The 26,328-nt window shown below is 64.9% G+C and carries 22 protein-coding genes and 1 tRNA gene; 10 read left to right on the top strand and 13 right to left on the bottom strand.

Annotated elements, in window-relative coordinates; translation table 11 throughout:
- The first annotated feature begins 1 nt into the window (after position 1).
- Together Y88_RS06510 and Y88_RS06505 are read left to right on the top strand one after the other, a co-directional pair.
- Positions 2-988 (top strand): alpha/beta hydrolase, encoded by a 987-nt coding sequence (locus tag Y88_RS06510; protein ID WP_008067396.1) that lies wholly within the window; start codon positions 2-4, stop codon positions 986-988.
- Complete coding sequence (locus Y88_RS06505; protein ID WP_008067394.1) at positions 985-2,922, top strand: CocE/NonD family hydrolase; 1,938 nt, start codon at positions 985-987, stop codon at positions 2,920-2,922. The genes Y88_RS06510 and Y88_RS06505 overlap by 4 nt, the downstream gene beginning before the upstream one ends.
- Before the next feature lie 24 nt (positions 2,923-2,946).
- On the opposite strand, the gene Y88_RS06500 is transcribed toward Y88_RS06505, so the two are convergent.
- The 4 genes from Y88_RS06500 to Y88_RS06485 form a co-directional block, all read right to left on the bottom strand.
- On the bottom strand, positions 2,947-3,951 hold the full coding sequence (locus Y88_RS06500) for a FecR family protein (protein ID WP_232280940.1): 1,005 nt from the start codon (positions 3,949-3,951) through the stop codon (positions 2,947-2,949).
- A gap of 8 nt (positions 3,952-3,959) precedes the next feature.
- The gene (locus Y88_RS06495; RefSeq protein ID WP_008067389.1) at positions 3,960-4,514 is read right to left on the bottom strand and encodes an RNA polymerase sigma factor; all 555 of its coding nucleotides are present in this window, start codon (positions 4,512-4,514) and stop codon (positions 3,960-3,962) included.
- 104 nt (positions 4,515-4,618) lie between these two features.
- Positions 4,619-5,878, bottom strand: coding sequence for a PepSY-associated TM helix domain-containing protein (locus tag Y88_RS06490; RefSeq protein ID WP_008067387.1), 1,260 nt, complete (start codon positions 5,876-5,878; stop codon positions 4,619-4,621).
- 8 nt (positions 5,879-5,886) lie between these two features.
- Positions 5,887-8,031, bottom strand: a complete 2,145-nt coding sequence (locus tag Y88_RS06485; protein ID WP_018075775.1) for a TonB-dependent siderophore receptor — start codon at positions 8,029-8,031, stop codon at positions 5,887-5,889.
- Between the two features lie 143 nt (positions 8,032-8,174).
- On the opposite strand from Y88_RS06485, the gene Y88_RS19800 reads away from it, so the two are divergent.
- Together Y88_RS19800 and Y88_RS06475 are read left to right on the top strand one after the other, a co-directional pair.
- On the top strand, positions 8,175-8,738 hold the full coding sequence (locus tag Y88_RS19800) for an LLM class flavin-dependent oxidoreductase (RefSeq protein WP_345938750.1): 564 nt from the start codon (positions 8,175-8,177) through the stop codon (positions 8,736-8,738).
- The gene (locus tag Y88_RS06475) at positions 8,635-9,492 is read left to right on the top strand and encodes an LLM class flavin-dependent oxidoreductase (protein ID WP_345938751.1); all 858 of its coding nucleotides are present in this window, start codon (positions 8,635-8,637) and stop codon (positions 9,490-9,492) included. The genes Y88_RS19800 and Y88_RS06475 overlap by 104 nt, the downstream gene beginning before the upstream one ends.
- A gap of 68 nt (positions 9,493-9,560) precedes the next feature.
- On the opposite strand, the gene Y88_RS06470 is transcribed toward Y88_RS06475, so the two are convergent.
- From Y88_RS06470 to Y88_RS06460, 3 genes are all read right to left on the bottom strand, one after another.
- A tRNA-Thr gene (locus tag Y88_RS06470) sits at positions 9,561-9,635 on the bottom strand.
- 40 nt (positions 9,636-9,675) lie between these two features.
- A complete protein-coding gene (locus tag Y88_RS06465) occupies positions 9,676-10,548 on the bottom strand; it encodes a hypothetical protein (RefSeq protein ID WP_008067381.1) in 873 nt (290 codons plus the stop codon).
- Positions 10,545-11,876, bottom strand: a complete 1,332-nt coding sequence (locus Y88_RS06460) for a replication-associated recombination protein A (RefSeq protein ID WP_008067380.1) — start codon at positions 11,874-11,876, stop codon at positions 10,545-10,547. Before Y88_RS06460 ends, Y88_RS06465 begins: the two co-directional genes overlap by 4 nt.
- A 101-nt stretch (positions 11,877-11,977) precedes the next feature.
- On the opposite strand from Y88_RS06460, the gene Y88_RS06455 reads away from it, so the two are divergent.
- Positions 11,978-12,688, top strand: coding sequence for a PadR family transcriptional regulator (locus Y88_RS06455; RefSeq protein WP_008067379.1), 711 nt, complete (start codon positions 11,978-11,980; stop codon positions 12,686-12,688).
- Between the two features lie 78 nt (positions 12,689-12,766).
- Here the strand turns inward: Y88_RS06455 and Y88_RS06450 are convergent, their stop codons facing one another.
- Positions 12,767-13,975: a glycosyltransferase family 4 protein gene (locus tag Y88_RS06450; RefSeq protein ID WP_050805619.1), complete on the bottom strand. Its 1,209-nt coding sequence runs from the start codon at positions 13,973-13,975 to the stop codon at positions 12,767-12,769.
- Positions 13,976-14,095: 120 nt separating this feature from the next.
- Positions 14,096-14,959 (bottom strand): CsgG/HfaB family protein, encoded by an 864-nt coding sequence (locus Y88_RS06445; protein WP_018075773.1) that lies wholly within the window; start codon positions 14,957-14,959, stop codon positions 14,096-14,098.
- 291 nt (positions 14,960-15,250) lie between these two features.
- Between Y88_RS06445 and Y88_RS06440 the strand changes: the two genes are divergently transcribed.
- Positions 15,251-15,886, top strand: a complete 636-nt coding sequence (locus Y88_RS06440) for an FABP family protein (RefSeq protein WP_008067376.1) — start codon at positions 15,251-15,253, stop codon at positions 15,884-15,886.
- A 98-nt stretch (positions 15,887-15,984) separates the two neighbouring features.
- Here Y88_RS06440 and typA read toward each other — a convergent pair whose 3' ends face one another.
- Entirely contained in the window at positions 15,985-17,829 is a 1,845-nt protein-coding gene (gene typA, locus Y88_RS06435) for a translational GTPase TypA (protein ID WP_008067374.1), read from the bottom strand.
- A 362-nt stretch (positions 17,830-18,191) separates the two neighbouring features.
- Between typA and Y88_RS06430 the strand changes: the two genes are divergently transcribed.
- Positions 18,192-18,530 carry a DUF805 domain-containing protein gene (locus Y88_RS06430; RefSeq protein WP_408637186.1) on the top strand — a complete coding sequence of 113 codons (339 nt, stop codon included), beginning with the start codon at positions 18,192-18,194 and terminating at the stop codon, positions 18,528-18,530.
- 9 nt (positions 18,531-18,539) lie between these two features.
- Here Y88_RS06430 and Y88_RS06425 read toward each other — a convergent pair whose 3' ends face one another.
- Positions 18,540-21,059 carry an ABC transporter permease gene (locus Y88_RS06425; protein WP_008067369.1) on the bottom strand — a complete coding sequence of 840 codons (2,520 nt, stop codon included), beginning with the start codon at positions 21,057-21,059 and terminating at the stop codon, positions 18,540-18,542.
- Between the two features lie 32 nt (positions 21,060-21,091).
- On the bottom strand, positions 21,092-21,781 hold the full coding sequence (locus Y88_RS06420; RefSeq protein WP_008067367.1) for an ABC transporter ATP-binding protein: 690 nt from the start codon (positions 21,779-21,781) through the stop codon (positions 21,092-21,094).
- A gap of 56 nt (positions 21,782-21,837) precedes the next feature.
- Here Y88_RS06420 and Y88_RS06415 point away from each other — a divergent pair, with 56 nt between their 5' ends.
- Positions 21,838-22,626: an arylesterase gene (locus tag Y88_RS06415; RefSeq protein ID WP_008067365.1), complete on the top strand. Its 789-nt coding sequence runs from the start codon at positions 21,838-21,840 to the stop codon at positions 22,624-22,626.
- On the opposite strand, the gene recF is transcribed toward Y88_RS06415, so the two are convergent.
- The gene (gene recF / locus Y88_RS06410) at positions 22,623-23,702 is read right to left on the bottom strand and encodes a DNA replication/repair protein RecF (RefSeq protein ID WP_018075771.1); all 1,080 of its coding nucleotides are present in this window, start codon (positions 23,700-23,702) and stop codon (positions 22,623-22,625) included. The genes Y88_RS06415 and recF overlap by 4 nt on opposite strands.
- 241 nt (positions 23,703-23,943) lie before the next feature.
- Between recF and Y88_RS06405 the strand changes: the two genes are divergently transcribed.
- Positions 23,944-25,065, top strand: a complete 1,122-nt coding sequence (locus Y88_RS06405) for a TolC family protein (RefSeq protein ID WP_018075770.1) — start codon at positions 23,944-23,946, stop codon at positions 25,063-25,065.
- The gene (locus tag Y88_RS06400; protein ID WP_008067360.1) at positions 25,058-26,266 is read left to right on the top strand and encodes an efflux RND transporter periplasmic adaptor subunit; all 1,209 of its coding nucleotides are present in this window, start codon (positions 25,058-25,060) and stop codon (positions 26,264-26,266) included. The genes Y88_RS06405 and Y88_RS06400 overlap by 8 nt, the downstream gene beginning before the upstream one ends.
- Positions 26,267-26,328 lie beyond the last annotated feature (62 nt).

The following is a 26,328-nucleotide window of genomic DNA, read 5'->3' as shown; positions in this document are numbered from 1 at the left end:
CATGTCGTTTCCCACTGTCTTTCGCCTCGCCGCGACAGCCGCCGCTCTGGCCGTTCCGCTCTTGTCCGGTTCGGTCCGTGCCGAAACCTCGGCGACGTATCCTCCGGTGGTTCTGCCCGGTACGCAGGATCGTGTGCTGGCGATGATGCCGGGGCGTCCGTGCTGTCGCCTGCTCATTTCCGTGCCCGAGGGGAAAGCACCGGCTGCCGGCTGGCCGGTGATCTACATTCTCGACGGCAACAGCGTGTTCGGCACCCTGCGCGACGAAGTCCGCCGCGAAAGTGCCGACACGTACGAAGCCCCGGCGGTGATCGTGGCGATCGGCTATCCGGGCGATGACCCGTGGAACGATGCGCAGCGTCAGCACGATCTCACCCCGGCGCTTCCGTCCGGTCGTGCGCCGATCGGTCCGGCGGGCTATGCCATTCCCGACACCGGTGGGGCCGAGCGGTTCCTCGATTACATCGCCAATGTCGTAAAGCCCTCGATCACGCGGGATTTTCCGGTCGATCCCCATCGTCAGACGCTGGCCGGACACTCGCTGGGCGGATTGTTCACGCTCTACACGGCTTTCACCCGTCCCGACCTGTTCCAGACGTATGCGGCGATGAGCCCGTCGATCTGGTACGGCGATCGCTATATTCTGGATATCGAGGACAAGACACGTGCCCTGCGTGCGGGGCGACCGGTTCATGCCCGCCTTTTGCTGACCATCGGGGGGTGCGAACAGACGCCCGGCGAATGCGACCCCGGCGTGCCCGGCAGCGTTCAGAAGAACGACTGGTTGCAATGGCAGGGGCGCATGGTCGACGACGTTCGCCAGATGGCCGACCGCCTGAACGGCGCGCGGACGGGGATCGATGCACAGGCGGTGGTCTTTGCCGGAGAGCATCATGAATCCGTGCTGGGAACCTCGATCGCCCGGCTGGTGCGGTTCGCCCTGAGCCCGGCCGAGCAGCGTCCAGTTGCCGGGGAGCGCAAACCATGAAGCGGGCCGCTGCAGTATTGGGAACGCTTGGCCTGTGGCTGGCCCCGGTGGTACCCGCCCATGCGGCCGATGCATGGCCTCCCGCCGAAGGGCAGGGGCCATGCAAGGTTTCGGTCGAACGCGACGTGCCCGCGACCATGCGGGACGGCACCGTGCTCAAGGCCGATGTCTATCGCCCGGCGACCGACCGTGCAGTCCCGGTCATCCTGATGCGGACCCAGTATGGCAAGGCGAGCGCACAAGTTCGCCCGGCTCGCTTCCAGTCCCCGTCATGGTACGCTTCGCACTGCTATCTCGTCGTCATTCAGGATATCCGCGGTCAATACGCCTCTGGCGGCGCATTCTATGAATATGCCCATGATCGAGACGACGGCTATGACACCGTCGAATGGGCCGCGCGGTTGCCCGGTGCCGATGGACGGGTCGGCATGTACGGTTCCTCCTATGTCGGCGCGACGCAGTGGCTGGCGGCTACGGCGACGCCGCCTTCGCTCAAGACCATCGTGCCCTCGAACACCGCCTCGGACTATTACGAGGGCTGGACTTACGAAAACGGGGCATTCCGACTGGGCTTCATCGTGCCCTGGATGATGGAGACGATTGCGCAAAGTGCGGCTCGCAATCGTGGCGACACCGCGCTCGCCGACCGGATGAAGATCGATTATCGCGAAGCGGCGCGGTGGATGCAGAGCCATCCTTACAACCGGTTGCAACCGCTGCACCCCGACGATCCGGCCGTGGCGCCCTATTTCTTCGACGCGCTGCGCCACCCGACCCGCGACGCTTATTGGAAAGCCCTGTCGATCACGGGCCGTTACGACAAGGTCACGGTGCCGGTGCTTGCATTCGAAGGCTGGTACGACAGCTTTCTTTCTGGCGCGCTCGACAACTTTACCGGAATGCTGGCCAAAGGGGGATCGAGGGACGCCCGCACTGCGCAGCGCATCGTGATCGGTCCCTGGGAACATCTGGGCTGGGGGCGCCCGACCAGCCCGGTCAGCCCGCGTCTTGCCAATCTTGGATCGGGTGCGGACAGCCCGGTAAACGGATTGACTCTCGCGTGGTTCGACCATTTCCTGAAAGGGATCGACAACGGCGTTAGCACGGGCCCGCGTGTCGATTACTATCGTCAGGGCAGCAACGACTGGCACAGTGCCGACAACTGGCCTTTGCCTGGAACCGCCTATCGCCGCTGGTATCTGGCGAGTGCAGGGCATGCCGCAACGCTCAACGGCGACGGGACCCTGCTGCCGCAAGTCGGCGCCGGGCGCGGTCAGGGTGTCGATGCGGGCAACGAGATGGGCAGCGCGGCAATCGACGGGCAGGCGCAGGCTGCGATCGACGAATACCTCTACGATCCGCGCAATCCGGTGCCCAGTCTGGGTGGGCATTCGTGCTGTTCATGGACCGGGACCGCGCAGGGACAGTTCGATCAGTCCCCGATCGAACAGCGCGCCGACGTGCTTGTCTATACCAGTGCCCCTTTGACCGAGGCGCTCGATGTGACCGGACCGGTCAGCGTCACGCTGTCGGCTGCGTCCGACGCGGTGGACACCGATTTTACCGCCAAGCTGATCGATGTCTTTCCCGATGGGACGGCCGTCAATCTTTCCAACGGCATTCAGCGGGCAAGTTATCGCGACAGCGTCGAGCGGCCCACGCCGATCGAACCGGGACGCATCTATAGCTACACGATCCACTTGTGGCCGGTCAGTAACCTGTTTCGGCCGGGTCATCGCCTGCGCGTCGAAATTTCCTCCAGCGACTTTCCGCAGTTCGACCCCAATCCGAATACGGGACGCACCTTTGCGACCGATACCGAGGCCAAAGTCGCGCGCCAGACCATCCATCACGAGGCCGCGCACCTTTCCTATGTGACTTTGCCGGTCATTCCTGCGGCCGGGGAGGGCAAGCCCGAGGCCCCGCAACGCTGAAGCGGTCGATACCCGAGCCGGGGGTCAGCTGTGGCTCCCGGCACCGGGTTCGATGACGAAGGCGCCCGCCGCATCGCGCTTCACTTCGACCGGAAGAACTGCGTTCAGCGTGTCGAGAAACGCGGGAATTTCTCCCGATCGGAACGCCGCCGTCACGCGCAGGTCGCCGATGGCGGGCGAGGCGATGTGGACGCCGGGCGCGTAATAGCGGTTGATGTCCGAAGCCAGGTCGGCGAGGCGCGTGTTCTCGAACACGAGTTGTCCGTCGTGATGCGGTTCGAGCAAGGGAAGATCCTTTGCCGTCGCCGGACTGAGGACGATCGGATCGGTCGCGCGCACCGGGATTTCGAGGCGTTGACCCTGATGCAGCATTCGGGACTGCCCCGTTGCCGCCTTGTTGCGGGTCTCGACCAGCCCCTCGACCACTTCGACCTGTACCGATGCTGCGCCGCGATTGACGTTGAAGCGGGTGCCGATGTCGCGCACTTCCGTCGCTCCGGCTTCGACTACGAAGGGGCGGTCTGTCCTGTGCTTCACGTCGAACAGGGCTTCCCCTCCGACAAGGATCACGCGGCGCTCGTTCGCCGAATAGCGAACCACGAGCGAGGAATGCGCGCCCAGCGTGACGCGGGAGCCGTCCGAGAGGGTAATGTCCCGCGCTTGCCCGATGTCGGTCGCAAAGTCGCTTTCGCGGGTGGTCGGAGCAAGCATCAGCGCGAGGGTCGCGGCAATGGCGGCTGCCCCCAGACCGAAACCGATCAGGGCCCGGCGACCGGGGCCATGGAATGCGCGGGCCGAGCGGGCAGGGGCCAGGTCGGAGAGGTCGGGCAAGTCGGCGATGTCCTGCCATGTCTGCAGGATCTCGTGATAGGCGCTCGCGTGACGCGGGTCGGCATTGATCCACGCCTCGAAATCCCGCCGTTCATCCGCATCGAGTTCGCCGTTCTCGATCCGCACCAGCCACATGCTGGCCTCTCTGTCGATGTCGTCCTGAGGCTGGGCGCTGGATGGGGGGGCGTCTCGGAGCATGGGGCGGCTTATCCTTCCCCATCGGCGTCGCGCAAGGCGCGCTGGCATAAAGCGACCGCTTCGGCGAGGCGCATTTTGACAAGGGTGGGGGAACACCCGAGGGCGCGGGCGATCTCGGCGCAATTCATGCCCTGTATCCGATTCATGATCAGCACGCTCCGCCGCCGTTCGTCCATGTTGCGAATGGTCTGGTCGATGATCGCCAGGGGTTCCCTTGCTGATAAGACGCGCTCAGCGGTCAGATCGTCAGTGTCGGTTTCCAGATTCTCCTGCGACCGGGTGTGGGCATTGCGCACTTTTTGCGCGCGATGGTAATCGATCACGAAATTGCGGGCCGACCGTCGCAGGAATGCGCCCGGATCGAGGATCTCCCGGGGATTGCCCAGCCGGGCGAACCGTTCGAACGCGGCCTGAACGGCATCTTCGGGATCGGGCGGTCCCTTGCCGAAACGGCGTTCCAGATATTGGCGGATGGCCGTGCCGTAGCGGCGGTAGAGCATGTCCACTTCGCGCGCGGCCTGCCTGTCGGGATCGGCAAGAACTCTGTTCGGATCCGTGCTCACGCAGGACGAAACCGTCGAGGCAATGATCCTGATGGGAGCGGCAATTCCGATGGCCTCAAGAAACTCTACCGAAGTAGTTATAATGAGGGTGCTTTTCGCCGAACTCAACTTCTTTGTTGGGGAGGCGAGTGCAGGTTGGCGGATCGCAGGCGGGCGGAGCGTTTCCGTGCCCAGAGCAGGATGCCGGTGACGCTCAGCATCGTGACTGCCGCGCCGATGACCGTCATGAAGACCCGCCATGGCCAGCCGAAGACGCGCGCCATATGGAGAGCGACGATCCAGTCGGTGAAACGGTTGGCGGCAGGCGTGGTGTCGGGCGTGCCGAAGTGCAGCGCGGCGCCCGTCCTGTCGTCGAAAGCCAGTCGTGAGCCGCTCCCTTCGTCGGGAATGTCGCCGCTCGTGGTAAAGCCATAGACATAGGCGCCCGCTGTCGGGACATGCCAGAGCCATGACGTGCCATCGGCGAGTGGCGGCGTGGGGCCACGCAGCGCGAGGCGCATGCCCACTCGTGCCGCAGTCCCGAAATCCATGACCGGCGTTGCGGCGGGCGCATGGCGATGCAGGCTTGCCAGCAAGGCACGTTCGTCCTTTTGTCCGGCAAGGGCCATGACCGGCGCATAGACTTGCGGCAGATTGAACGAGACGCTCGACCACGCCAGAACCAGGAGAACGGGCCAGACCCAGAGCCCGCCGGCGCGGTGCAGGTCGAACGTCAGTTTGTGGCCCCGCGCGCGGCGCCGCACTTTCCACGATGGTTTCCAGCGGTGCCACCATGATGCACTGCCGGGGCGTGCGCTTGCCGGGCGGACCGGCAGCGTCAGGTAAAACCCGATGAAACAGTCGAGTGTCCAGATGAGCGCGGCAATCCCCATTGCCAGTTGACCGGGCGTTCCGAGCAGCAGCGAATAGTGCAGGCGATAGAGGAAAGGCAGGAGATTGACCGATCCCTGCGTGATGTCGCCCCAGCGGCGATGACCAAGTTCCCGCCCGGTATAGGGATCGATGAAAAGTTCGTCCCAGTCCGGTGCCGCCTGATGGGCTTGCCGCGTCCCCGGCGCAGGAGCCCAGGTCATGCGCAGGCGCAAGGCATGACCGGGCTCGACCGTCAGCGGCAGGAAATTGGCCGTCATCCCCGGATGACGCGCCAGTGCCCGGGCCCGCAAGTCCAGCGGATCGAGCATGGGCGCGCCGGGGGTGGGCTCTGGCGCCAGCAACAGCGCAGGCGCCGTCCAGCTTTCCAGCGTGTCTTCCCAGGCCAGTGCCATGCCGGTCAGCCCGGCAATCGACAGGAACAGCGCGAGCGTCAGTCCCGCCCAGCGGTGGAGCAGGACCCAGGTCGCACGGGAAACGGTCGGTCGAACCACGGGCGTTGTCACCAATGCCAGGAGATCGTGCCCTGTACCGTGCGGCGCTGCCCGTACCAGCACCAGCCGACCGAGGTGATGTAGCAACTGGTCAGGTACGTCTTGTCGAAGAGATTGGTGACGTTGAGCGCAAGTTCCATGCTCGACAGGCGGTGGCTGGCTTGCCCGAGATCGTAGCGGACGAGCGCATCGGCCAGCGTATAGGCCGGGCTATACGTCGCGACGCCGTCCACTTGCCCGCCATAGACATGTTCGACATGGCGCAGACCCGCCCCCAGCATCAGCCCCTTGAGAGGGCCGCTACGGGCATGCCAGTCCAGATTGACGGCGAGATTGCCGTTGCCCACGCCGATGATGCCCTGACCGATGTTGGTCGGCGTCTCGACATCGGCGACCGTGCGCACTTTCTGGTGCCCATAGGCCCCGCGAAAGGCGAACCCGCCGGGCAGGGGCACCTTGGCCTCGATCTCCAACCCTTCGGAACGGACTTTGCCCGACTGGGTGGAATAGATCGACGAGGGGATTGCGGTCAGCAGGTTCGACTGCTCGATATGGAACCATGCCGCGCTGATCAGCATGGCGCTGCCCGCAGGCTGGTACTTGATCCCCGCCTCGACTTCCTTGCCCATCGACGGCTTGGCCATGGAAACGCTGGCGTCGCTGTGCAGCACTTGTCCGCTCTGGGGCTCGAACGACGTGGCATAGGATACGTAAGGCGCGAGGCCGATCCTGGTCTTGTAGAGAACGCCGACGCGGCCCGTGAACTTGTGGTCGTGCTGATCGGTCGAGCCGTCATTGGCCACGGACCAGTCGTGGCGACCGGACAGCAGCACGCGCAATCCACCCCAGCTCATCTGGTCCTGCGCATAGATGCCGGTCTGTTCCTGATGGACGTCATAGGAATAAGGGCTGGAGGAAATGTCATAGGGCGATTGGGGAACGATCTGCGTCCCATAGACCGGCGCAAAGGCGTTGATCGGATCGGCACTGCCGAACGCGGCCAGCTCGCGGGAGTGGGCGGACTGGTGATCGATCCCGAACAGCAGATCGTGCCGGATCGGTCCGGTCGTTACATGGCCGCTCAACTGGTTGTCGAACGTCCAGTTCGAGAGGTTTTCGTTGGTGGCATAGGATCCGCGCCCGAATGTGGACATGGTAGCGTCCGTCGCCACGCCGGTTTGATAGACGGCGCCAAGGTCGGTGGTCACATGCTGATACCGCCCGGCCGCGCGAAAGGCCCAGCCGCCGCCGAAATCATGGTTCAGGATATAAGTCCCGGCAGCCTGGTTGCGGCGGAAGAAATCGCCCGGTTCCCCATCGGCAAACTGGGTGGAAATCCGTCCGTTGGGATTGGCGAACAAGGTTCCCGAGGCCGGTGCGCCGCCATAGTTGCCGTTATTGGGATCGTGGGAATAGGCGCCCAGAACCGTCAGGGTCGTGCGTTCGTCGATCTTGGCGGTCACCGCGCCGCTCACCGTCTGGCGCACGCGCTTGCCGAAATATTGCTGGGTGTCGGCGCCGTTGACGCTGCCGTAGAGCCGCGCGCTGAACCTGTCGGAAAGCTTGCCCCCGACGTCGGCATCCACCCGGTAAAGGTTGTAGGTGCCGTAAGTTGCCGAAGCCGAGCCGTAGAATTCCTTGTCGAGCGGCAGCTTGCTCGTCATCGCGACCAGGCCGCCGGGGCTGGACTGGCCATAAAGTGCCGATGCCGGTCCCTTGACGACTTCGATCCGGTCGAGGCGGGAAACGTCGATCTGTGGCGCGGCATAGCCGGTGGCACTCGAAAACTGCTTCAATCCGTCGAGGTAGATCGGCGCGTCGAAACCGCGCAGTTTGAACTGGTCATAGATTTCGGCGTTGGCGCCGCGCGTTTCGGGCGTGATGCCCGCGACATAGCGCAAGCTCTGGTTGAGGTTGGCGAGACCCAGATGGTCGATGTCTTCCGAAGAGATCACGCTGATCGATTGCGGTGTTTCGGCAATCGGCAAAGTGCCCTTGGTTCCGGCCGCTGCGCGCGTGCTGTCAGCGGTTCCCGTCACGACGATGTCGCTCGCTCCGGAAGCATCGTCGCCGATCGAGGTGTCTTCGGCATAGGCATGGGAGGACAGGAAAATGAGCGAAGTCGTCAGGAGCAGCTTGGAAACAGGTCTCATTTTCTTTCTCTCGATCCGGAACATGTCCCACACGGCGGATGCGGGAACGGTCACTCATGTCGCTGATGCGATGGCCCCGAGGGCGGGATTCCGCTCTCGATGATTTGCTAATGCGATTCGTTCGCATTTGCAAGAGTGAGGGGATGTTTCGTCGAGTTGTCCGCCCGGGCGCCGATGCATTGATCGCCGTCAAATCCGGCGCCGGACCGAGAGTTGAAAATTATCAAGAATCCGCCGCGACAAGTCGTTTTTACCGGCGGCCGCGATGCGGCACCTTGGCGCCATGCCCGCATTTCGGCGGGGCGGTGTTCACGGAGATTGCCATGCCCGTCGAGTTCGTCGGATTCCTGCATTACAATGAATCGTCCGAAAGCCTGGCTCCGCACGGGGCCGTCGTGCAGCCTGAATTCATCAAGGCATTTGCCCGCGCCCAGGAAGAGGGCGGTTTCGACAAGGCCTTGATCGCCTATCATAGTTCGGCCGGGGATGGTTTTCTGGTCGCCCAATATGCGGCGGCTTTTACCGAGCGGCTCGGGCTCCTGGTCGCGCATCGTCCGGGTTTCGTCGCGCCGACGGTCGCCGCGCGCAAATTCGCGACGCTCGATCATCTTTCGGGGGGGGCGCGCCTCGGTCAATATCATCTCGGGCGGCAACGATGCCGAACAACGGCGCGACGGCGATTACCTCGACCACGACGCGCGGTATGAACGGACCGGGGAATTCATCGACATCCTGAAACGCGTGTGGACGAGCGACACTCCGTTCAGCCACGAAGGCAAATACTATCGCTTCGAGGACAATGTCTCGAACGTCCGCCCGCTTCAGAAACCGCATATCCCGGTGTTTTTCAGCGGATCGTCGGATGCTGCGGTCGAAGTCGGCGCGCGAACGGCCGATACCTATATGCTCTGGGCTGAATCCCTTGCTGGCACCCGCGAGCAACTCGACCGGATTCGCGCGGCCGAGGCTCGGTTCGAGCGCGCGAATCCCCTGCGTTTCAGCCTGTCGGTCCGTCCGATCATCGCGCCGACCGAGGCCGAAGCCTGGGCAAAGGCCGAGGATATTCTCGGCAAGGCCCGCGCGCTTCAGGCCAAAAGCGCGCAAGCCTTCGGCATCGGTCGGCGCGAACGGCCAGGCCAGCCCCAGAACGTCGGCTCGATCCGCCTGCTCGAAACCGCAGCGAAAGGGCGTGTGGTGGACAAGCGGCTCTGGACCGAAATCGCCCAGTTGACCGGCGCCAGCGGCAATTCGACCGCTCTGGTTGGGACGCCCGAGCAAGTCGCGGAAAGCCTGCTGGATTATTACGATCTCGGCATCGACACCATTCTTATTCGCGGTTTCGATCCCTTGCGCGATGCTATCGCCTATGGCCGCGAACTGATCCCTCTCGTCCGCGCCGAAGTCGCGCGCCGCGACGCCGAGGCTGCGGGAAAATCACCGCTTCAGGCCGCTCGCGCCTGAACAAACCCGACGGGCGTGCCGCCGAGGGTGCGCCCGTTTTTCATCAAGTTTGTGAAAGAAAGGGGGAATGGTGCCGGCTGAGGGATTTGAACCCCCGACCTTCGGTTTACAAAACCGCTGCACTACCACTGTGCTAAGCCGGCCCCCTTGGCGCGATTGCTGTGGCGTCGGATGCGCATAGCCTTATCTGGCCCCGAAGGTCCAGCCCTCGGATGCAGCGATTTCGGGGGTAAGTGATTTGGGGTGCCAAAGAGTGGGGTCCGGAGCGGCCCGGCGGAGCCAGGCGGCGGTGAGGAGAGCGTCGCTCGAATGGTCATCGATCGCGCCGGTGTGGCCGAACGGCGCGCTGTCGAGAGCGGCAAGGGCGGTGTCGAGGTCTTCGCCGGTGCGGATTTTCGATCGGGATGCGCTGCGCCCGGCAGTGATCGCCGCGATGGTTGTATAGATTTCGCAGATGACCGAGCCGCTCGGCGGCAGGGGATCGATCGGCCAGACTGCGATATGGCCGGTCAGGCGATGGAGCACGCGCATGCCCGAGAGGCTCGACTTACCGACTTGCGCGGCGCCGACGAGGTTGAAATTCGAATAGGGTCTGCAGCCCATCGCCTCTTGTGCGTGTTCGGTCCTGCGCATGCGTCCTCGCCCGATGCCGAAACGATCGCCGCAACGCCCGCCGTGGCGGCGGAAATGGCGGGCGATTTCCGGGTGATCGATGAAGGCGTTGACGGCAAGGTGCGCGTCTTCGTCAGCCATGCGATCGACCATGGCCCAGAGACTGCGCGCGTCGGTCGGGCTTTCGCTCCAGCCGGGGAAAAAGGCGCCGACATCCGTGAAAGGGAGTGAGATTCCAAGATCCATGCCGACCAGCGTGTCGGGTGGAAGGTCGTCGCGCAGATAGGACAAGACTTCCGTGCGTGACCAGACATGCCCCGGACGGACCGGGGCAGGGGCCTCTCTTCCGGCCGAACACAAAGCGACCGCGATGCCGCGTTGACGTTCTCCGGCAGCACCCGACCAGTCGATCGCGAGGAAATTCGCGAAACGTTCGAGGTTCATTTGTCGCCGCGCCGTTCCTGACGCTTTTTGTCCCACCATTCGAGGCGCCGCAGCACTTCGCGCTCAAAGCCGCGTTCGACCGGGCGATAGAAGGCTTGCGGCCTCATGCCTTCGGGCCAGTAATCGGCGCCGGAAAATCCGTCTTCGGCATCGTGGTCATAGGCATAGCCCGCACCATAGCCGATGTCCTTCATCAGCTTGGTCGGGGCATTGAGGATATTGGACGGCGGGCTGAGCGAGCCGGTTTCGCGCGCGCTGTTCCACGCGGCCTTTTGTGCGACGTAGGCGGCATTCGACTTGGGGGCAGTGGCGCAATAGAGGCAGGCCTGAACAATCGCCAGTTCGCCTTCGGGGCTGCCGAGAAAGTCGTAGGCATCCTTGGCGGCAAGGCACTGGATCAGTGCCTGCGGGTCGGCAAGGCCGATGTCCTCGCTGGCAAAGCGAACCAGTCGGCGCAGCACATAGAGGGGGTCTTCCCCGGCCGTCAGCATCCGGGCAAGGTAATAGAGCGCGGCCTGCGGGTCCGATCCGCGCAGGGATTTGTGGAGGGCCGAGATGAGGTTGTAATGCCCGTCGCGATCCTTGTCGTAGACGGCCATGCGCCGCATCAGGAACTTCGACAGTTCCGCCGGATCGAGCGGCGCGGCGAGGGATACGTCGAACAGCGTTTCGGCCTGATTGATAAGGAAGCGACCGTCGCCGTCCGCCGACGCGATCAGAGCGTCGCGTGCCGCCGGGGTCAGCGGCAGGGGAACGCCGATCGTCTCTTCGGCCCGCGCCAGCAACTGGCCCAGTGCGGCAGCGTCAAGGCGATGGAGGATCAGCACCTGCGCCCGGCTGAGCAAGGCGGCATTGAGCGCGAAGCTGGGATTTTCGGTCGTCGCCCCGACCAGCGTAACGGTGCCGCGTTCGACATAGGGCAGGAAACCGTCCTGCTGCGCACGGTTGAAGCGGTGGATTTCGTCCACGAACAGCAGCGTCCGACGCCCGAGTCCAGCCATGCTCTCGGCCTCGGCAAATGCCTTGCGCAAGTCGGCCACGCCGGAAAAGACCGCGCTGATCGAGACATAGCGCATGCCCACGGCATCGGCGAGCAGGCGGGCAATGCTGGTCTTGCCAGTGCCGGGCGGCCCCCACAGGATCATCGAGGACAATTTGCCCGCCGCAACCATCCGTCCGATCGCCCCGTCCGGGCCGGTCAGGTGATCCTGTCCGATCACGTCATCGAGAGTGCGGGGGCGTAGCCGTTCGGCCAGCGGACCGTTTTCCGGCGCGGCGGCAGTGGGCGTGGGCTCTTGGGCTGGGGGAGGGGCAAACAGATCGGCCATGGTTGGAGCCAAGATAGGCGTCTTGAAAAAATTTTGCATCCGGCTCTTGCTGAACTCGTTCCGAGATATATCTTAGAGCCATCGAAATGAAAGGAGTATATATGCGTTTCGACAAGAGCCGGTGCCGCAAGGGCCGGATGGATCGTGCCGGATGGGCACGTGACGAAGACGAGGGGACGGACACCGAAATGATGGGCGGCCCCGGCATGGGGCGTCGCGGTCGGATGTTCGGGCATTTCATGGGCCGGTCGCGTGGCGGCTGGGGCGACGATGAAGGTGGTCCGTTCGGTCGCCGTGGTGGCTTTGGCGGCTTTGGTGGTCGCGGAATGGGTGGCCGGGGCGGTGGTCGTGGCGGACGGATGTTCGCACAGGGCGAATTGCGCCTCTTGCTGCTGAGCCTGCTCGGGGATGCAAGCCGTCACGGCTATGACCTGATCAAGGCGGTCGAGGAGCTGACCGGCGGGGCCTATGCGCCCAGCCCGGGCGTGGTTTACCCGACGCTGGCGCTGCTCGTCGATGAAGGGCTGATTGTCGAGGCGCCGGGCGAGGGTGCGCGCAAGGCGTTCGTTGCGACCGAGGCCGGAAAGGCGGAGATTGCGGCTCGGAGCGAGGAAATCGGCGTGATCGTCGATCGGCTCAAGGCTCTGGGCGAAGCCAGCGACCGTGAAGCCAGTCCCCCGGTCATGCGGGCGATGACCAATCTCAAGCTTGCGCTCAAAGGCAGGGTTTTTGCCAAGGGCTTCGACGAGGACGTGGCGCACAAGATCGCCGAGATCCTCGATGAAGCCGCGCGGCGGATCGAACGCCTGTAAAAACAGCAGTGCCGGTTCATCGCGATTGTCCAAGGGGCGCCGACCGGGCGCCCCGAGGGCAAGGCTCCGGAACAGGCGTCAGCGGTGCTTTTGCTTCTGCCGGATCAGGCGGAGATAGGTTTCGGCCACGGCCTGGTTGATCCGGTCCCAGGCGAAATCGAGGCTGCGCTTCTCGCCCGCTTCGCCATGGCGTCGACGCAAGTCGGCGTCGGTCACATAAGTGCGCAGGGCCTCGGCAAAGGAATGGACCGCGCCGGGACGGATCAGGCGTCCGTTGACGTGATCGACGACAAGGCTTTCGCTGCCGGTCGCTTCGGCCGCGACAACCGGAACGCGGCAGGCCATGGCTTCGAGCGTGACATTGCCGAAAGTCTCGGTGATCGACGGGTTGAACAGCACGTCCATCGAGGCAACGGCCCGGCCGAGGTCGGCGCCGCCCTGGAACCCGACGAATGCGGCATTGGGCAGGCGTGCCTCGAACCATGCGCGCGCCGGACCTTCGCCTATCACCAGCACCTTGTGCGCGAAACCGCGCTCGACGAGTTCGTCGATGGTGTCGGCAAAGACGTCGAGCCCCTTTTCCATGACGAGGCGGCCGAGAAAGCCGATCACGACATCCTCGTCCGCAATTCCATGCGACCGGCGCCAGGCAAGGTCGCGCTGTCCGGGGTGGAAGATCGTGCGATCGACTCCGCGCGACCACAGCGAGATGTCATAGTTCATCCGCTGGTCGCGCAGGACTTGCGCCATCGATTCCGAAGGGGCGACGAGCGCGTCGCAGCGACGATAGAACCGGCGCAGAACCGCAGTCAGCATCGGTTCGATCCACGCCAGATTATAATAACGCGGATAGGTGTCGAAGCGGGTGTGGACGCTGGCCAGGACCGGCAGATTGCGTTCGCGGGCCCATGACACCGCCCGGTGTCCGGCAACGTCGGGCGACGACACATGGACGATATTGGGGGCGAAGGCCTCCAGATCGTGCCGGGCCTTGTGCCCGAGCGCGATCGGGATGCGATATTCGCTGCGTCCCGGAACGGGCAGGGCGGGAACGTTGACCATGTCCCCGGTGGCGGGGAAAGCCGGTTTTTCGACCACGGGCGAATAGATGCGCACTGACGCGCCCTGGCGTAGCAGATAGCCGACAAGGCGGTTAAGAGCCTGGTTCGCGCCATCGCGTACATAGTTGTAGTTGCCGCTGAACAGGGCGACGCGCAGGCTGGACAAGTCCGGATTGGTGTTTCCGGCGGCAGTGGGGGACTGCGAGAGGGGCAAAGAGGTCTCCATCGCGCGGCCCATACTCCGGCAGAGGCAGCTTGTCGCCTCTCGAAAATGCGGTTGGTCGCGCAAGACTATACGACAGATCGCTAAACGAGCCGTGCCGGCAAGCCGGTACGGCGCTGGCCGTCAGGGTATCGGTGCGAGTTTGGTGTTGAGCACCCAGCCGACATTGTCGTTGTCGTCGGCCACTTCCCACCATAGGCCCGCTTTGTTCCCGGTCGGATAGACCGCCGCTCCGGCAGGCAATGTGCGCAAGGCCGGGCTTCCGGCCACGGGCTTCTTCCGGATCGCCGTCGGGGCGAGCGTGGAAAAGGCTTTCGTCGGGGCCGCTTCGGCGGTGCCGGTCGAGCCGGGTTGCAGCCCGCCAAGCTGGGTCACCAGTTTGGAATAGGCATCGATGAAAGCCAGTGTGACGATCCGGCCGATGTCGGTGTTGTCGTAACCGCCGCCGACGATGCCGCCTCCGATCGCGCCGAAAATACCGCCGCCCGCACCGAAACTGATGTCGTTCTTGGCCGCATAGCCTTCGACTGTGGCGATCGTTTCGGTGGTGCGCACGTTGGTCACCGAAAGCACCGTGTTCGCTTCGAGCTTGCGCGAGCGGATGCCGCCGACAAGGCCACCGAACGTGCCTCCGAGCAGGCCGCCCACGGCAGCGCCCGCGTTGGACCCTTGGACATTGCGATTGGCGCCCTGGATCTCGGCCTGCAATACATAGTCGGCGGCCTTGATCTGGCCCCTGCCGACGTTCGAGCCGCGTTGCAGGCCAAGGTCGCCGCCGATGTCGCGTTCGCGCTGGGCCGCCTGGAGCCCAGAACCTCGGTCGACGAGATTGAAGCAGCCGGAACGCTGGACGATCACTTTCAGCAGTTTTTGCGGCGGTGCCAGATTGTACTGGGTCCAGCCGTAGGAATCGTCGCCATCCACGATCGAGATCGTGCCGAGATTGCGCAGGCAATGTGGCACGTCGTTTTCGGCGCGCTGCTGCATTTTCTGTCCGTTTGACGGATTGGCCGGGCCCGATTGAGCCAAGGCCGTGCTATGGGTTGAAATCATTGCCAATAGCGGCAAGACAAGCGCCAGTCGTGTCATGGCATTCCCCCAATCCGGCTATGAAACCGGAAAAACCCCAAGGCGTAATGCATAAGTGTCCTGGCGATGTGTATCAAGTCCGGCATGTCGGGGTCGTGACATGCGGTAAAAATTGGCTTTGCCATATTGCCATCGCGGTCGCGGTCTGGTCACCATGGGTGTCACGGAATGTATGGATCTGGAGGCAAAATGACGAAGTTTCCCAAACACCTGTTCGCCGAACCTGATCCGGATACCGACACTCTGGCCAATCTGGGGCCGCTCGCGCCGCTGGCCGGGGTGTGGGAAGGCGAGAAGGGCGAGGACGTCAAGCCGACTGCCGACGGCGCGGCTTCCCAACGCTATGTCGAACGGATCGAACTGGTGCCGATCGACCCGCAGATGAACGGGCCGCAATTGCTCTATGGGCTTCGCTATCACACTCACGTCGTCAAGCCAGGCGAAGTCGAGACGTATCACGATCAGGTCGGCTATTGGCTGTGGGAACCGGCGACGGGCCGCATCCTGCACAGCCTGACCATTCCGCGCGGGCAGGTCGCGCTCGCCAAGGGCAAGGCCAAGGCCGATGCGACGACCTTTACCGTCAAGGCGCGCCGGGGGCGGACCGAGAACGGAATTTGCTCGGGCCTGTTCCTCGAAGAGAATTTCCGCACCGACAGCTTTCGCATGACGGTGACGGTCCACGATCAGGACTGCTGGAGCTACGAGGAAACGACCGTGCTCAAGATCAAGGGCGTGGGCAAGCCGTTCGACCACAGCGACCGGAATACCCTGCGCCGGGTCGGACCGGCACAGCCCAATCCCCTGGCCCGGGACAAGGCCTGATTGCATCGGGGCGCCTTTCATCAGGGCCCACATGAAAACGGGGCGCGGAAGTGACCTTCCGCGCCCCGTTTTTTACAGTCCCGAAAGGGACGTCGCGATTACGCGGCGTCCTTCTTGCGCGAAGCCTTCTTGCGTTCGTTCGGGTCGAGGATCGCCTTGCGCAGACGGATCGACTGCGGGGTCACTTCGACCATTTCATCGTCGTCGATGTAGGCGATCGCCTGTTCCAGCGTCATCACCCGCGGCGGGGTGAGGCGGATGGCGTCGTCCTTGCCCGTCGAACGGAAGTTGGTGAGCTGCTTGGACTTGAGCGGGTTGACTTCGAGGTCATCCGGCTTGGCGTTTTCGCCGATGATCATGCCTTCATAGACCTTTTCCTGCGGGCTGACGAACAGCACGCCGCGATCTTCGAGGCCGTTGAGAGCATAGGCGACCGCTTCGCCGGTGGCGTTCGAGATCAGCACGCCGTTGGGGCGGCCTTCGATCGCGCCCTTGTGGGGGCCGTACTTTTCGAACAGGCGGTTCATGATCCCGGTGCCGCGCGTGTCGGACAGGAATTCGCCGTGATAGCCGATGAGGCCGCGCGAAGGAGCCGAGAAGATGATGCGGGTCTTGCCCTGGCCCGAAGGCTTCATTTCGGTCAGCTCGGCCTTGCGGCGCTGCATCTTTTCCACGACCGTACCGGCATATTCGTCGTCCACGTCGACGACGACGGTTTCATAAGGTTCGGTGCGGCTGCCGTCTTCGTCGGTGCCGAACAGCACGCGCGGGCGGCTGATGCCCAGTTCGAAGCCTTCGCGGCGCATGGTTTCGATCAGCACGCCCAGCTGAAGTTCGCCGCGACCGGCCACTTCGAAGCTGTCCTTGTCGGCGCTTTCGGTCACGCGGATGGCGACGTTGGTTTCCGATTCACGCATCAGGCGGTCACGGATCATGCGGCTCGTCACCTTGTCGCCTTCGCGACCGGCGAACGGGCTGTCGTTGACCGAGAATCGCATGGCCAGCGTCGGCGGGTCGATCGGCTGGGCGGCGATGGGCTCGGTCACCTGCGGATCGGCGATGGTGTTGGCGACGGTCGCCTTTTCGAGACCGGCCATGGCGATGATGTCGCCCGCGCGGGCTTCTTCGACGGGGACGCGTTCAAGGCCACGGAACGACAGCAGCTTCGAGGCGCGGCCGACTTCGATGATCTTGCCGTCGCGGTCGAGCGCGTGGATCGGCTGGTTCAGCTTGATCGTGCCCGACTGGACGCGACCGGTCAGCACGCGGCCCATGAAGTTGTCGCGGTCGAGCAGCGTCGCGAGGAAGCTGAACGGCCCTTCGGCATCGAGGTTCGGAGCCGGGACGTGGCTGACGATCTTTTCGAACAGCGGAATCAGCGTGCCTTCGCGTGCGGCTTCGTCGTCGCTGGCATAGCCGTTGCGGCCCGATGCGTAGAGCACGGGGAATTCGAGCTGTTCGTCATTGGCGTCGAGGCTGACGAAAAGGTCGAAGACTTCGTCGAGCACTTCCTGCGCGCGGCCGTCGGGACGGTCGATCTTGTTGACGACGACGATCGGCTTGAGGCCGAGCGCGAGCGCCTTGCCGGTGACGAACTTGGTCTGCGGCATCGCGCCTTCCGAGCTGTCGACCAGCAGGATCACGCCGTCGACCATGCTCAGGATGCGTTCGACTTCCGCGCCGAAGTCGGCGTGGCCGGGGGTGTCGACGATGTTGATGCGGGTCGTTTCGTCGGTCTTGGGGTTTGTCCATTCGACCGAGGTGCACTTTGCGAGAATGGTGATCCCGCGTTCCTTTTCGAGGTCGTTCGAGTCCATTGCCCGTTCTTCGACCCGCTGGTTGTCGCGGAACGTGCCCGACTGGCGGAACAACTGGTCGACGAGCGTGGTCTTGCCGTGGTCGACGTGAGCGATGATCGCGATATTGCGCAATGCGCTGGACATGAAACAACTTTCGTTAAGGGACACGGACCGACCGGACTTGGCAGGCCGGTCTCACATGGGCCCTGGCTGCATGGCATGCGCCGACAGGGCAGCCGATCAGGCTCCATGCGCGCATCCCCGGCGCAGGGCCTGGACACGCGCGCGCTTACAGTTTTGTGGGCTCTGCGGCAAGGGCGTTTGCATCTCGGACGGGCTTTGCACGCCTGCAGACTTGCGCCGGACTTGAGATTGCAAACCGTTCATGCCTTTATCCCGTGCATTCCGCAATGGGAGCTGGCGCGATGATGAACTGGATGTTGATGCCTTATCGGCGCTATGCCGAATTCGACGGGCGGTCGCGGCGGCGGGAATACTGGTCGTTCATGCTGTTCTACTGGCTGGTGATCATAGCGCTCGACGTCGTATTCGGCTTCAATCAGATCATGCGCGGTCCCGGGTCGATGATGGTCGCCTCGCAGGTCATGGGCATGGCCAGTTTGCCCAACGCCATCTTTGGTCTTGCAAGCCTCATTCCCCATCTCGCCGTCAGTGTGCGGCGCTTGCACGATCAGGATCGCAGCGGCTGGCTGCTCTTGCTCTCTTTTATCCCCATCCTCGGCTGGTCGGCGCTGTTCGTGCTGATGTGTCTGGAAGGAACGCGGGGCCCGAACCGTTTCGGACCCGATCCGAAGCGCCCTTATGACATGGATGCATTCGGCTGAGTTTGGAGTCTATAGTTCACGCAAGGCGCGGGCCGGGCGGGTGCGGAGGACCGGGTACGAGCCGCCGAGCGCCAATGCGATAACCAGCACGAGGCCCAGGGCGAGGACCCCGACGATGCGGCTCCAGTCCGGAAGCCAGGCAAAGTCGAACAGCCAATAGATGACGGCCCAGGCGGTGGCCGTGCCGAGCATCAGCGCGACCACCGCCAGAATGGCCGACAGCAGCCCGTATTCGGCAAGGACGAGGACGAGAAGCTGGCTTCGGCTGGCACCCAGTACGCGCAGGATGACGGTATCGTATTGCCGTCGCGCGCGCTGGGCAGCGATGGCGCCAGCAAGCACGGCAAGACCGGCCAGAACCGCGACCGAGGCCGCTGCCAGCACCGCCGCGCCGACTTCGCCGAGCAGGCGGCGGGCTTCGCCAAGTACGGGCCCGACTTCGATCACCGAACTGGCGGGCAGGGCGCGGACAAGGCTGGAGAGGATCGCGCGTCGCACCTCGGGCCGCTTGCCCGCGCCGGGCAATTCGATCGTCGCGGCCAGGTTGTGCGGGGCATCGGCAATTGCGTTCGGACTGAACACCAGCACATAGTTGAAGCCGAACGAATCCCAGTCGATCCGGCGGAGCGAGGCGATCGTCGCGCTGCGTTCCACGCCCAGCAGCGAGATCGTCAACCGGTCGCCCAGATGCAGGCCGAGCGTATGGGCGAGGCCTTCATCGACCGATACGAGCGGCGGCCCGGCATAGCCGCGCGGCCACCAATGGCCTGCGGTGATGACATTTCCTTCCGGAATGCTGTCGGCATACGTGAGGCCCCGATCCCCACGCAGCGCCCAGGCATCGTCGGGAATGGCCTTGAGATCGGCAACCCGGGTGATGTGGTCGGCGGGGCCATAGGCGAGGATCGAGCCGCGCAGGGCGGGGACCGTACGCACCGTAGCCCCCGGCGCAATTCCGGTCACGAGCGTGCGGAATTCGCCCTCTCGGGCCCGGGGGACGTCAAGGACGAAATAGTCGGGCGCGCGGGCGGGAACCCGGCGGGCGATATTGCCGTCGAGACTGGTTTCCACCCCGGCAAGCAGGACGAAGGCGGAAAGCGCAAAGCCGAGCGCGACGACCAGTGCCGGGGTCTGGGCTCCGGGCCGATGGAGATTGGCAAGGGCCATGCGCGCGATCGTCCCGCGCGGGTGCGGCAGGCGGGCGGCAAGGGCGGTGAGCCCCGCGCCGAGCGCGGCGAGCAGAACGAAGAGAGCGGCCGCCCCGCCGAGAAAGCCCAGCGCGAGCAGGGGCTGTGGCGCGGGCAGGACCGCGAGTGCGAGAATTCCGGCAAGCCCGATCGTGACCGGCAGGGCCGCCGCACGCCAGGGCAGCGGCAGGGGAGCGATACGTGCCCGCATCAGTGCCATCGCCGGAAAGGTCCGCGCTCGAAGCAGGGGAGGCGCTGCAAAAGTAAGCGCGATCAGCAGGCCGTCGGCAGTCGCAATGGCAAGGGCGGCCGGATCGAAGACGATCCCCGTCGCCACCGGCAGAACGCCCTTGAGCGCAAGCCCTGCCAGTGGGGTGAGCATCAGGCCGAGAGCAAGGCCGACGGCGATCGCGACGAGACTGGCCGCCCCGATCTGCAAGGCAAAGATGCGGGCGATGTCCGCGCTGGTCGCGCCGAGAATCTTGAGCGTCGCGATGGTCCCGCGTCGCGCGTCGAGGAAACCGGCGACGCCGTTGCCGATGCCGATCCCGGCAATGGCGAGTGCGGCAAGCGCGACGAGCAGCAGGAATTGCCCCATGCGGGACACGAACCGGTCGAGGCCGGGCGAAGCCTTGTCCCGCGTGCGGAATTCGAAGCCCGAGGTGGGAAAGGCCGCCTTGAACGCGGTAACGGCGGCCTGGGGCGAAGCGTTGGTGGGCAAGGCCACCCGGTATTTCCAGCGCGCCATGGTTCCGGTGGCAACAAGACCCGACCGGGTCAGGGCTTCGCCGCTCACGATCATTGTCGGGCCAAGTGCAAATCCTTCGCCAAGGCCGTCGGGTTCCTCGCCGATCACCCCGCCGACGACAAGGACCGTATTGCCGACCTCGACATGATCGCCGGGCTTGAGCCCCAGTCGATCGGCAAGCCCCGGTGCGATCCAGGCGGTATCGCCCGACGGCGCCCGGGCAGGCTTTCCGTCCGCCAGGGTGAAACGGTCATAAAGCGGCCAGCGGCTGTCGACGGCCTTGAGTTCGACCGGGACGGCGGTGTCTTCGGCTCCGGTCTTGCGGACCATGGCCTGCATCCGCACGCCTGCCGAAACCCGGCCGTTGCGCGCGATCTCGGCATATTCGGCGCGGGAGGCCGGGCGCGACGCGACGGCAAATTCGACGTCGCCGCCCAGCATGCTGGCCCCGCGTGTCGTCAGTTCGCGGTCGATCGCCCCGGTCAAGGTGCCGATCGCAGAAAGCGCGGCGGTGCCAAGGACAAGGCAGACCAAAAGCAGGCGCAGGCCCGAGAAGCGCCAGTCGAGCCCGCGCAAGGCGAGGCGCCAGGCCATGCGCCAGGACAGGCTACGCCTTTCGCTTGCGCTCATGCCCGAAGGTCGCTCTGGATGCGTCCGTCGGCAAGGCGGAGGATCCGTCCGCAGCGTTGGGCGAGGGCTTCGTCATGGGTGACCATGACCAGAGTGGCGCCAGCCTTGCCCGCGCGCTCGAACAGGAGATCGGCAACGGCAGTGCCCGTCGCGTGGTCGAGATTGCCGGTGGGTTCGTCCGCGAACAACAGGTGGGGCGCGGGGGCAAGCGCGCGGGCAATCGCCACGCGCTGTTGCTCGCCGCCCGAAAGCTGGGCGGGATAATGATGGAGCCGGTGGGCAAGGCCGACGGCGGCAAGTTCGACCCGCGCTCGCTCCATGGCATCGGAAACCCCGGCAAGTTCAAGCGGGGTCGCGACATTTTCAAGCGCGGTCATGGTCGGCAGGAGGTGAAACGCCTGTAGCACGATACCGATCCGGCCGCGCCGAGCGGTTGCCAGTCCGTCTTCATCAAGGGCCGTGAAATCCTGCCCTGCGACCATGAGCTTCCCCCCGGTCGCGCGCTCGAGGCCGGAGAGAACCGCGAGCAGCGAGGATTTGCCGGACCCGGATGGCCCGAGCAGCGCCAGCGTCTCACCGTTTTCGACCCTTAGGTCGATCCCGTCGAGCACGGCAACGCGGCCATCGCCTTCGCCCAGAACGAGGTGAAGATCGGTGGCGTCGATAATGGGGCTGGTGCTTGTCACTTGCGTTTGGTGACATAGATTGGGCGGACCCGGCAACTGTCCCGATCGGACCTTGTATGCATTTCGTCGACAAGCATTTTCCCGTGCGCCCCGCCACGGCTGGCTCCATGACCGGAAAGGGGCTGGCGCTCGCGGCACTGTTCCTTGCGCTGGGCGGATGCGGGCATGGGGTGGGCGGTGAAGCAGGCGGTGAAACGGGGCAGCAAGCCCCCGATGCAGCAATGGTCGCGCCCGAGGTGGCAGCGTCCGCCCCGCCGCGCGTGGCTCCACCGCCTGATGCACCCGTCATTCTCGCTTTCGGGGACAGTCTCTATGCCGGGTATCGCCTTGATCCGGGGGCGAGCTATCCCGCCCAGCTGGAAAGCGCGCTCAATGCAGACCATGTCCCCGCGCGGGTCGTCAATGCCGGGGTTTCCGGCGACACCACGGCGGCGGCTCTGCAACGGCTGGCCTTCACGCTCGACAATCAGCCGAAAAAGCCGGTTCTGGTCATGGTCGGGCTGGGGGGCAACGACATGTTGCGTGGCCTTCCTCCCGCCGACACTCGCGCCAATCTCGACGCGATCCTCAAGGCGCTCGAGGCGCGGCATATCCCCGTCCTGATGACCGGCATGCTCGCGGCACCCAATCTGGGGCAGGACTATCGTCAGGCGTTCAACCCGATCTGGCCGCAATTGGCGCGCAAGCACCATGCCGGGCTGGTGCCGTTCTTCCTGCAACCGGTGATCGGCAACAATGCACTTCTGCTCGACGATCACATCCACCCCAATGCGCAAGGAGTGGCCGCGATCGTCAAGGCAACCGAGCCGACCGTTGTCGCGGCCCTGAAAGAGGCAACGCGCTAGATTCTTTCGACTTTGCCTTCGTCGACGCGCCAGAATGCGGCCGGCGCGGGAAGGTCGGCGAAGGGGGATGGCTCGGTGCCGGTCATCCACACTTGTGCGCCGGAGGCAGCTAGGCGTTCGTAAAGCGCGCTCCGGCGCAAGGGGTCGAGATGTGCGGCGATTTCGTCGAGAAGCAACAGGCGCGGCCGCTCGCCTCCTGCATCGGGCAAGGCGGCATGGGCGAGCACGATGCTGATCAACAGGGCTTTCTGTTCCCCGGTCGAACAATGGGCCGCCGGGGCATTCTTGGCCGCCATGACAACGTCGAGATCGTCGCGGTGCGGGCCGGTCAGGGTGCGTCCCGCGGCGCGGTCGCGACGACGCCCGTTGCGCAGGGCGGCGGCAAAGGCGGACGCATCGACCGGTGTCTCGCCGTTATAGGCCAGAATGGGGCGGGCAAAGGGGCCGTCGTCCTGCGCGGCGAGCGCCGTGTTGAGCCGTTCGACCAGAGCGCGGCGCGAGGCTGCGAGCTGGGCCCCGGTTTCGGCCATCTGGGTTTCGAGAGCGTCGAGCCAGACCGGATCGGGTTCGTCGGCTTCGCCCAGCAATCGGTTGCGTTCGCGTAAGGCGCCTTCGTACCGGGTGGCGATGCGTGCATGGCCCGGTTCGCCCGCGAGCACGAGCCGGTCGAGAAAACGCCGCCGCGCGGTCGCTCCTTCGGCAAAGAGGCGATCCATGGCCGGCGTAAGCCAGGTCATCGCCAGCCATTCGGCAAGGCGAGTGGCGGGGGTTTCCGCGCCGTTGATCCGCACCGTGCGGCGTCCGGGGGTTGCGGGCGTTGTCGCCGTGTTCAACTGAACCGCCCCGTCTTCGAGTTCTGCGGCTACTGCGAAATCCCCGGCGCCCTTGTTCGACGCCATGTCGGCGGGGTGTGCGCGTCGCATGCCCCGTCCGGGGGAAAACAGGCTGATCGCCTCGAGCACGTTGGTCTTGCCCGCGCCGTTTTCCCCGACCAGCACGTTGAACGTCGCCATGCCGTCCAGCCGGGTCGCGGCGTGGTTGCGAAAATCGCGCAGGGAAAGGCGGGTGAGGGCCATGACGCGGGCCTTTAGGTGACTTTGCCGAGGAAGGCGAGCGGGGCCTTTCTCGGCAAGGGCAAAGCGGTCCTCCCGATCGGATGCCCTGTCGCACGGCATGACGTGCATGAACGAAAGTCAATGATGACATCATGCGGCGGTAATGTTTAATGGGGCGACAAGACGTTGCTGCAGCGCGATAGGCCGAGCCAAAGAGACGCTTCGGCGGGAACCATTTCTGCTACCGGCAGTTGAAGTGCGAATGCTTTTTCCCAGTGATCCCCGTGTGGTCCGGCTGTCCCTGCTGGCGGCTCTTGCCTGTTCCGCGTGCACGCCGCAGCGGCAGGCGAATGGCGCGTTGCACCTTTTGTCGGCCCCGGTTCACGCCGGAGATGTTTCCGCGCCGTGGTGGACGGCGTCGGGCGATCCGGTGCTCGATCACCTGACGGCAGAGGCGCTTGGGCGCGAACCGGCGCCGGTTTGTGCAGCGCCGCATGGCACGTTCGGGCAACGGCTGGTCCGGGTCTTTCATGGTGAACGCGCCGCACGGGTCGAGGCTGCGGCACAGGCCTGGGACAAGGCCGGTGCGCGGCTGACCCAGGCGCGCGACATTGGCCTTGCCTATCTGCGTGCCCGGGCGTGGCAGGCACGGCTCGCCGAACGCATGGCGAGCGAGGCGGCAATCCGCGACAATGGGGAAATCGCGCATTTTCGGCGCGAAGCCGGACTGGTTCCGGGGCTGGACGAGGATATGGCGGGGATCATGGTCGGACTTGCTTCGTCCGATCTTGACGGTGCGCGTGCCGGACTGGACCGCGCGCTCGCAGAACTGGCGCGCCTGACCGGAAAGACGCAAGCCGATTTGCGGACCTTGCTGGAAACGGGGCAGGGCGCAGGGATCGCGGTGGTTGCCGACAGGGCTGGGGACGTCGACAGGGATGCCCCGATCGAGGTTGGCGGGCGTCCTGATCTCCATGCGCTTGAAATGCGAACGCTTGCCCGGCGGGACGTGCGCCATCTCGATGCCGCTGCCCTGCAGAAGCAGATCGCCTCTCCGACCCAGCCTTGGGCGGCGCAGTGGGTGCAGGCTCTTGCCGGGGCGCAGGACGCGGTGCGCAAGGACAGAGGCGATCTTGCCGACGCCCAGGTGTTGCACCGCGATCGCGAGGACGTCGTGAACCGGGCGGACAAGGCGCTCGCCAATGCGCGGCTCGCCTATCGCAACGGCATGGCCGCTTTTTCGACGCTCTATGTAGCGGAGGCTGCGGGGCTTGCCGCGCGGGAGGCCCGCGTCGAAAGCCTGCGGGCGATCGGCGAAGCGAGCGTCCAGCTCTGGACTGACGAAGGGCGGGGCGAAGTCCCCGGGGGAGCGCCCTGTGACTGACCGTGCGGACCTCGACGTCTTTCTCGGTTCGGTGCCGCGCCGTCGGCGTCGGCATTGGCTCACGCTCGGGTTGCTCACGCTGACCGGGATCAGTGTGCTCATCCTGTTCGGGCGTTTTTTTTACGGGTCGCCTTCGCCCTATTACACGGTGCCGGTCGAGCGGGGTGAGATTGCCCCCGTGCTCGCCTTGCGCGGGCGCCTGCATGGTGACGGCGAAGTGACGATCGTTGCCGCGCAGGATGGAACGGTCGTTGGCCTTCCCGATCCGCGTGCGGCACAAGTCTATGCGGGGCAGGAGCTGGTGGTCATGGATACCGCCCAGCTGTCCCGCACCTTCGATGCCGATGTCGCGGCCAAGGCGCAGGCCGATGACGCCCAGACCCGCGCCCGCGACGCCTTGCGCGAAGCGGCGGTGCGGCTCGATCGCTATGAAAGCGTCTGGCGCCGTTCGGGCGGCCGGGTTCCCTCGCTCAATGAAATGGAAGGCGCACGTGCGGCACTGGGGCGTGCCCGTCTCGATGTTGCCGATGCGGCAACCCGTGGCGAAGAGGCCGAGCGGCAAGTGACGCGCGACCGCATCGCTCTCAGCAATGCAGCGGTGCGGGCACCGTTCGACGGTGCGCTGCTCGGATGCCAGGTGCAACCGGGCCAGATCGTTCACGCCGGGCAACCCTTGTGCACGATCGCATCCCATCCCGAGCGCCTGACGGCGACGGTGTCTCTCGGCGCAGTTGATACGGCAAGGCTTGCTCTTGGGGCCAGTGCCGAAGTCGAAGTCGATGGCATGGGCGAGGCGCGTTTCGAAGGGAAATTGTTGCGCGTCGAAGCCGTTCACGGGGCGACCGGGATCGAACAGGTCGCTGTTTTTGATGTGCACAAGGGTGAAAAGACACCGGATCGTCCCCTGCCTTTGCCGGGGCGCGACGTGACGGCCCGGATTGCCCTGCCGGGACGGGCGGACATGGTTCTGGTTCCCAACGTGGCGCTGGGTTTCCGTCTGCATGACGAGACCCGCAAGCGGGGAACCGGCGTCTATGTGACCGACAGCGACGGCGGGGAGGCGCGTTTCGTCCCCGTCACGCTGGGCGGCACCGACGGACGGCACAGCGAGGTTCTCTCGGGTGAACTGAAGCCCGGGGAGCGGGTGATTATCGGATGGCGGCGCGAAGGGGGGACTGCGCCTGCGGGGTATGGCTTGTGACAGGGTTGGATCGTTCCGACCCGACACCAGTGTTTCGCACAAAAAGGTAAGGCAGCGACCAT

Origin of the sequence: Novosphingobium nitrogenifigens DSM 19370 (assembly GCF_000192575.1) — a bacterium.
Taxonomy (GTDB): domain Bacteria; phylum Pseudomonadota; class Alphaproteobacteria; order Sphingomonadales; family Sphingomonadaceae; genus Novosphingobium; species Novosphingobium nitrogenifigens.
The sequence above is the reverse complement of the archived record's forward strand: the minus strand, read 5'-3'. Positions and strand labels throughout refer to the sequence as shown.

What these genes read in the sequence shown, in the direction of transcription:
- Y88_RS06510 (WP_008067396.1), top strand. Translation starts at nt 2, where the DNA reads ATGTCGTTTCCCACTGTCTTTCGCCTCGCCGCGACAGCCGCCGCTCTG.
- Y88_RS06505 (WP_008067394.1), top strand. Translation starts at nt 985, where the DNA reads ATGAAGCGGGCCGCTGCAGTATTGGGAACGCTTGGCCTGTGGCTGGCC.
- Y88_RS06500 (WP_232280940.1), bottom strand. Translation starts at nt 3,951, where the DNA reads ATGCTCCGAGACGCCCCCCCATCCAGCGCCCAGCCTCAGGACGACATC.
- Y88_RS06485 (WP_018075775.1), bottom strand. Translation starts at nt 8,031, where the DNA reads ATGAGACCTGTTTCCAAGCTGCTCCTGACGACTTCGCTCATTTTCCTG.
- Y88_RS19800 (WP_345938750.1), top strand. Translation starts at nt 8,175, where the DNA reads ATGTTTCGTCGAGTTGTCCGCCCGGGCGCCGATGCATTGATCGCCGTC.
- Y88_RS06465 (WP_008067381.1), bottom strand. Translation starts at nt 10,548, where the DNA reads ATGAACCTCGAACGTTTCGCGAATTTCCTCGCGATCGACTGGTCGGGT.
- Y88_RS06460 (WP_008067380.1), bottom strand. Translation starts at nt 11,876, where the DNA reads ATGGCCGATCTGTTTGCCCCTCCCCCAGCCCAAGAGCCCACGCCCACT.
- Y88_RS06455 (WP_008067379.1), top strand. Translation starts at nt 11,978, where the DNA reads ATGCGTTTCGACAAGAGCCGGTGCCGCAAGGGCCGGATGGATCGTGCC.
- Y88_RS06450 (WP_050805619.1), bottom strand. Translation starts at nt 13,975, where the DNA reads ATGGAGACCTCTTTGCCCCTCTCGCAGTCCCCCACTGCCGCCGGAAAC.
- Y88_RS06445 (WP_018075773.1), bottom strand. Translation starts at nt 14,959, where the DNA reads ATGCAGCAGCGCGCCGAAAACGACGTGCCACATTGCCTGCGCAATCTC.
- Y88_RS06440 (WP_008067376.1), top strand. Translation starts at nt 15,251, where the DNA reads ATGACGAAGTTTCCCAAACACCTGTTCGCCGAACCTGATCCGGATACC.
- typA (WP_008067374.1), bottom strand. Translation starts at nt 17,829, where the DNA reads ATGTCCAGCGCATTGCGCAATATCGCGATCATCGCTCACGTCGACCAC.
- Y88_RS06430 (WP_408637186.1), top strand. Translation starts at nt 18,192, where the DNA reads ATGCTGTTCTACTGGCTGGTGATCATAGCGCTCGACGTCGTATTCGGC.
- Y88_RS06425 (WP_008067369.1), bottom strand. Translation starts at nt 21,059, where the DNA reads ATGGCCTGGCGCCTCGCCTTGCGCGGGCTCGACTGGCGCTTCTCGGGC.
- Y88_RS06415 (WP_008067365.1), top strand. Translation starts at nt 21,838, where the DNA reads ATGCATTTCGTCGACAAGCATTTTCCCGTGCGCCCCGCCACGGCTGGC.
- recF (WP_018075771.1), bottom strand. Translation starts at nt 23,702, where the DNA reads ATGGCCCTCACCCGCCTTTCCCTGCGCGATTTTCGCAACCACGCCGCG.
- Y88_RS06405 (WP_018075770.1), top strand. Translation starts at nt 23,944, where the DNA reads ATGCTTTTTCCCAGTGATCCCCGTGTGGTCCGGCTGTCCCTGCTGGCG.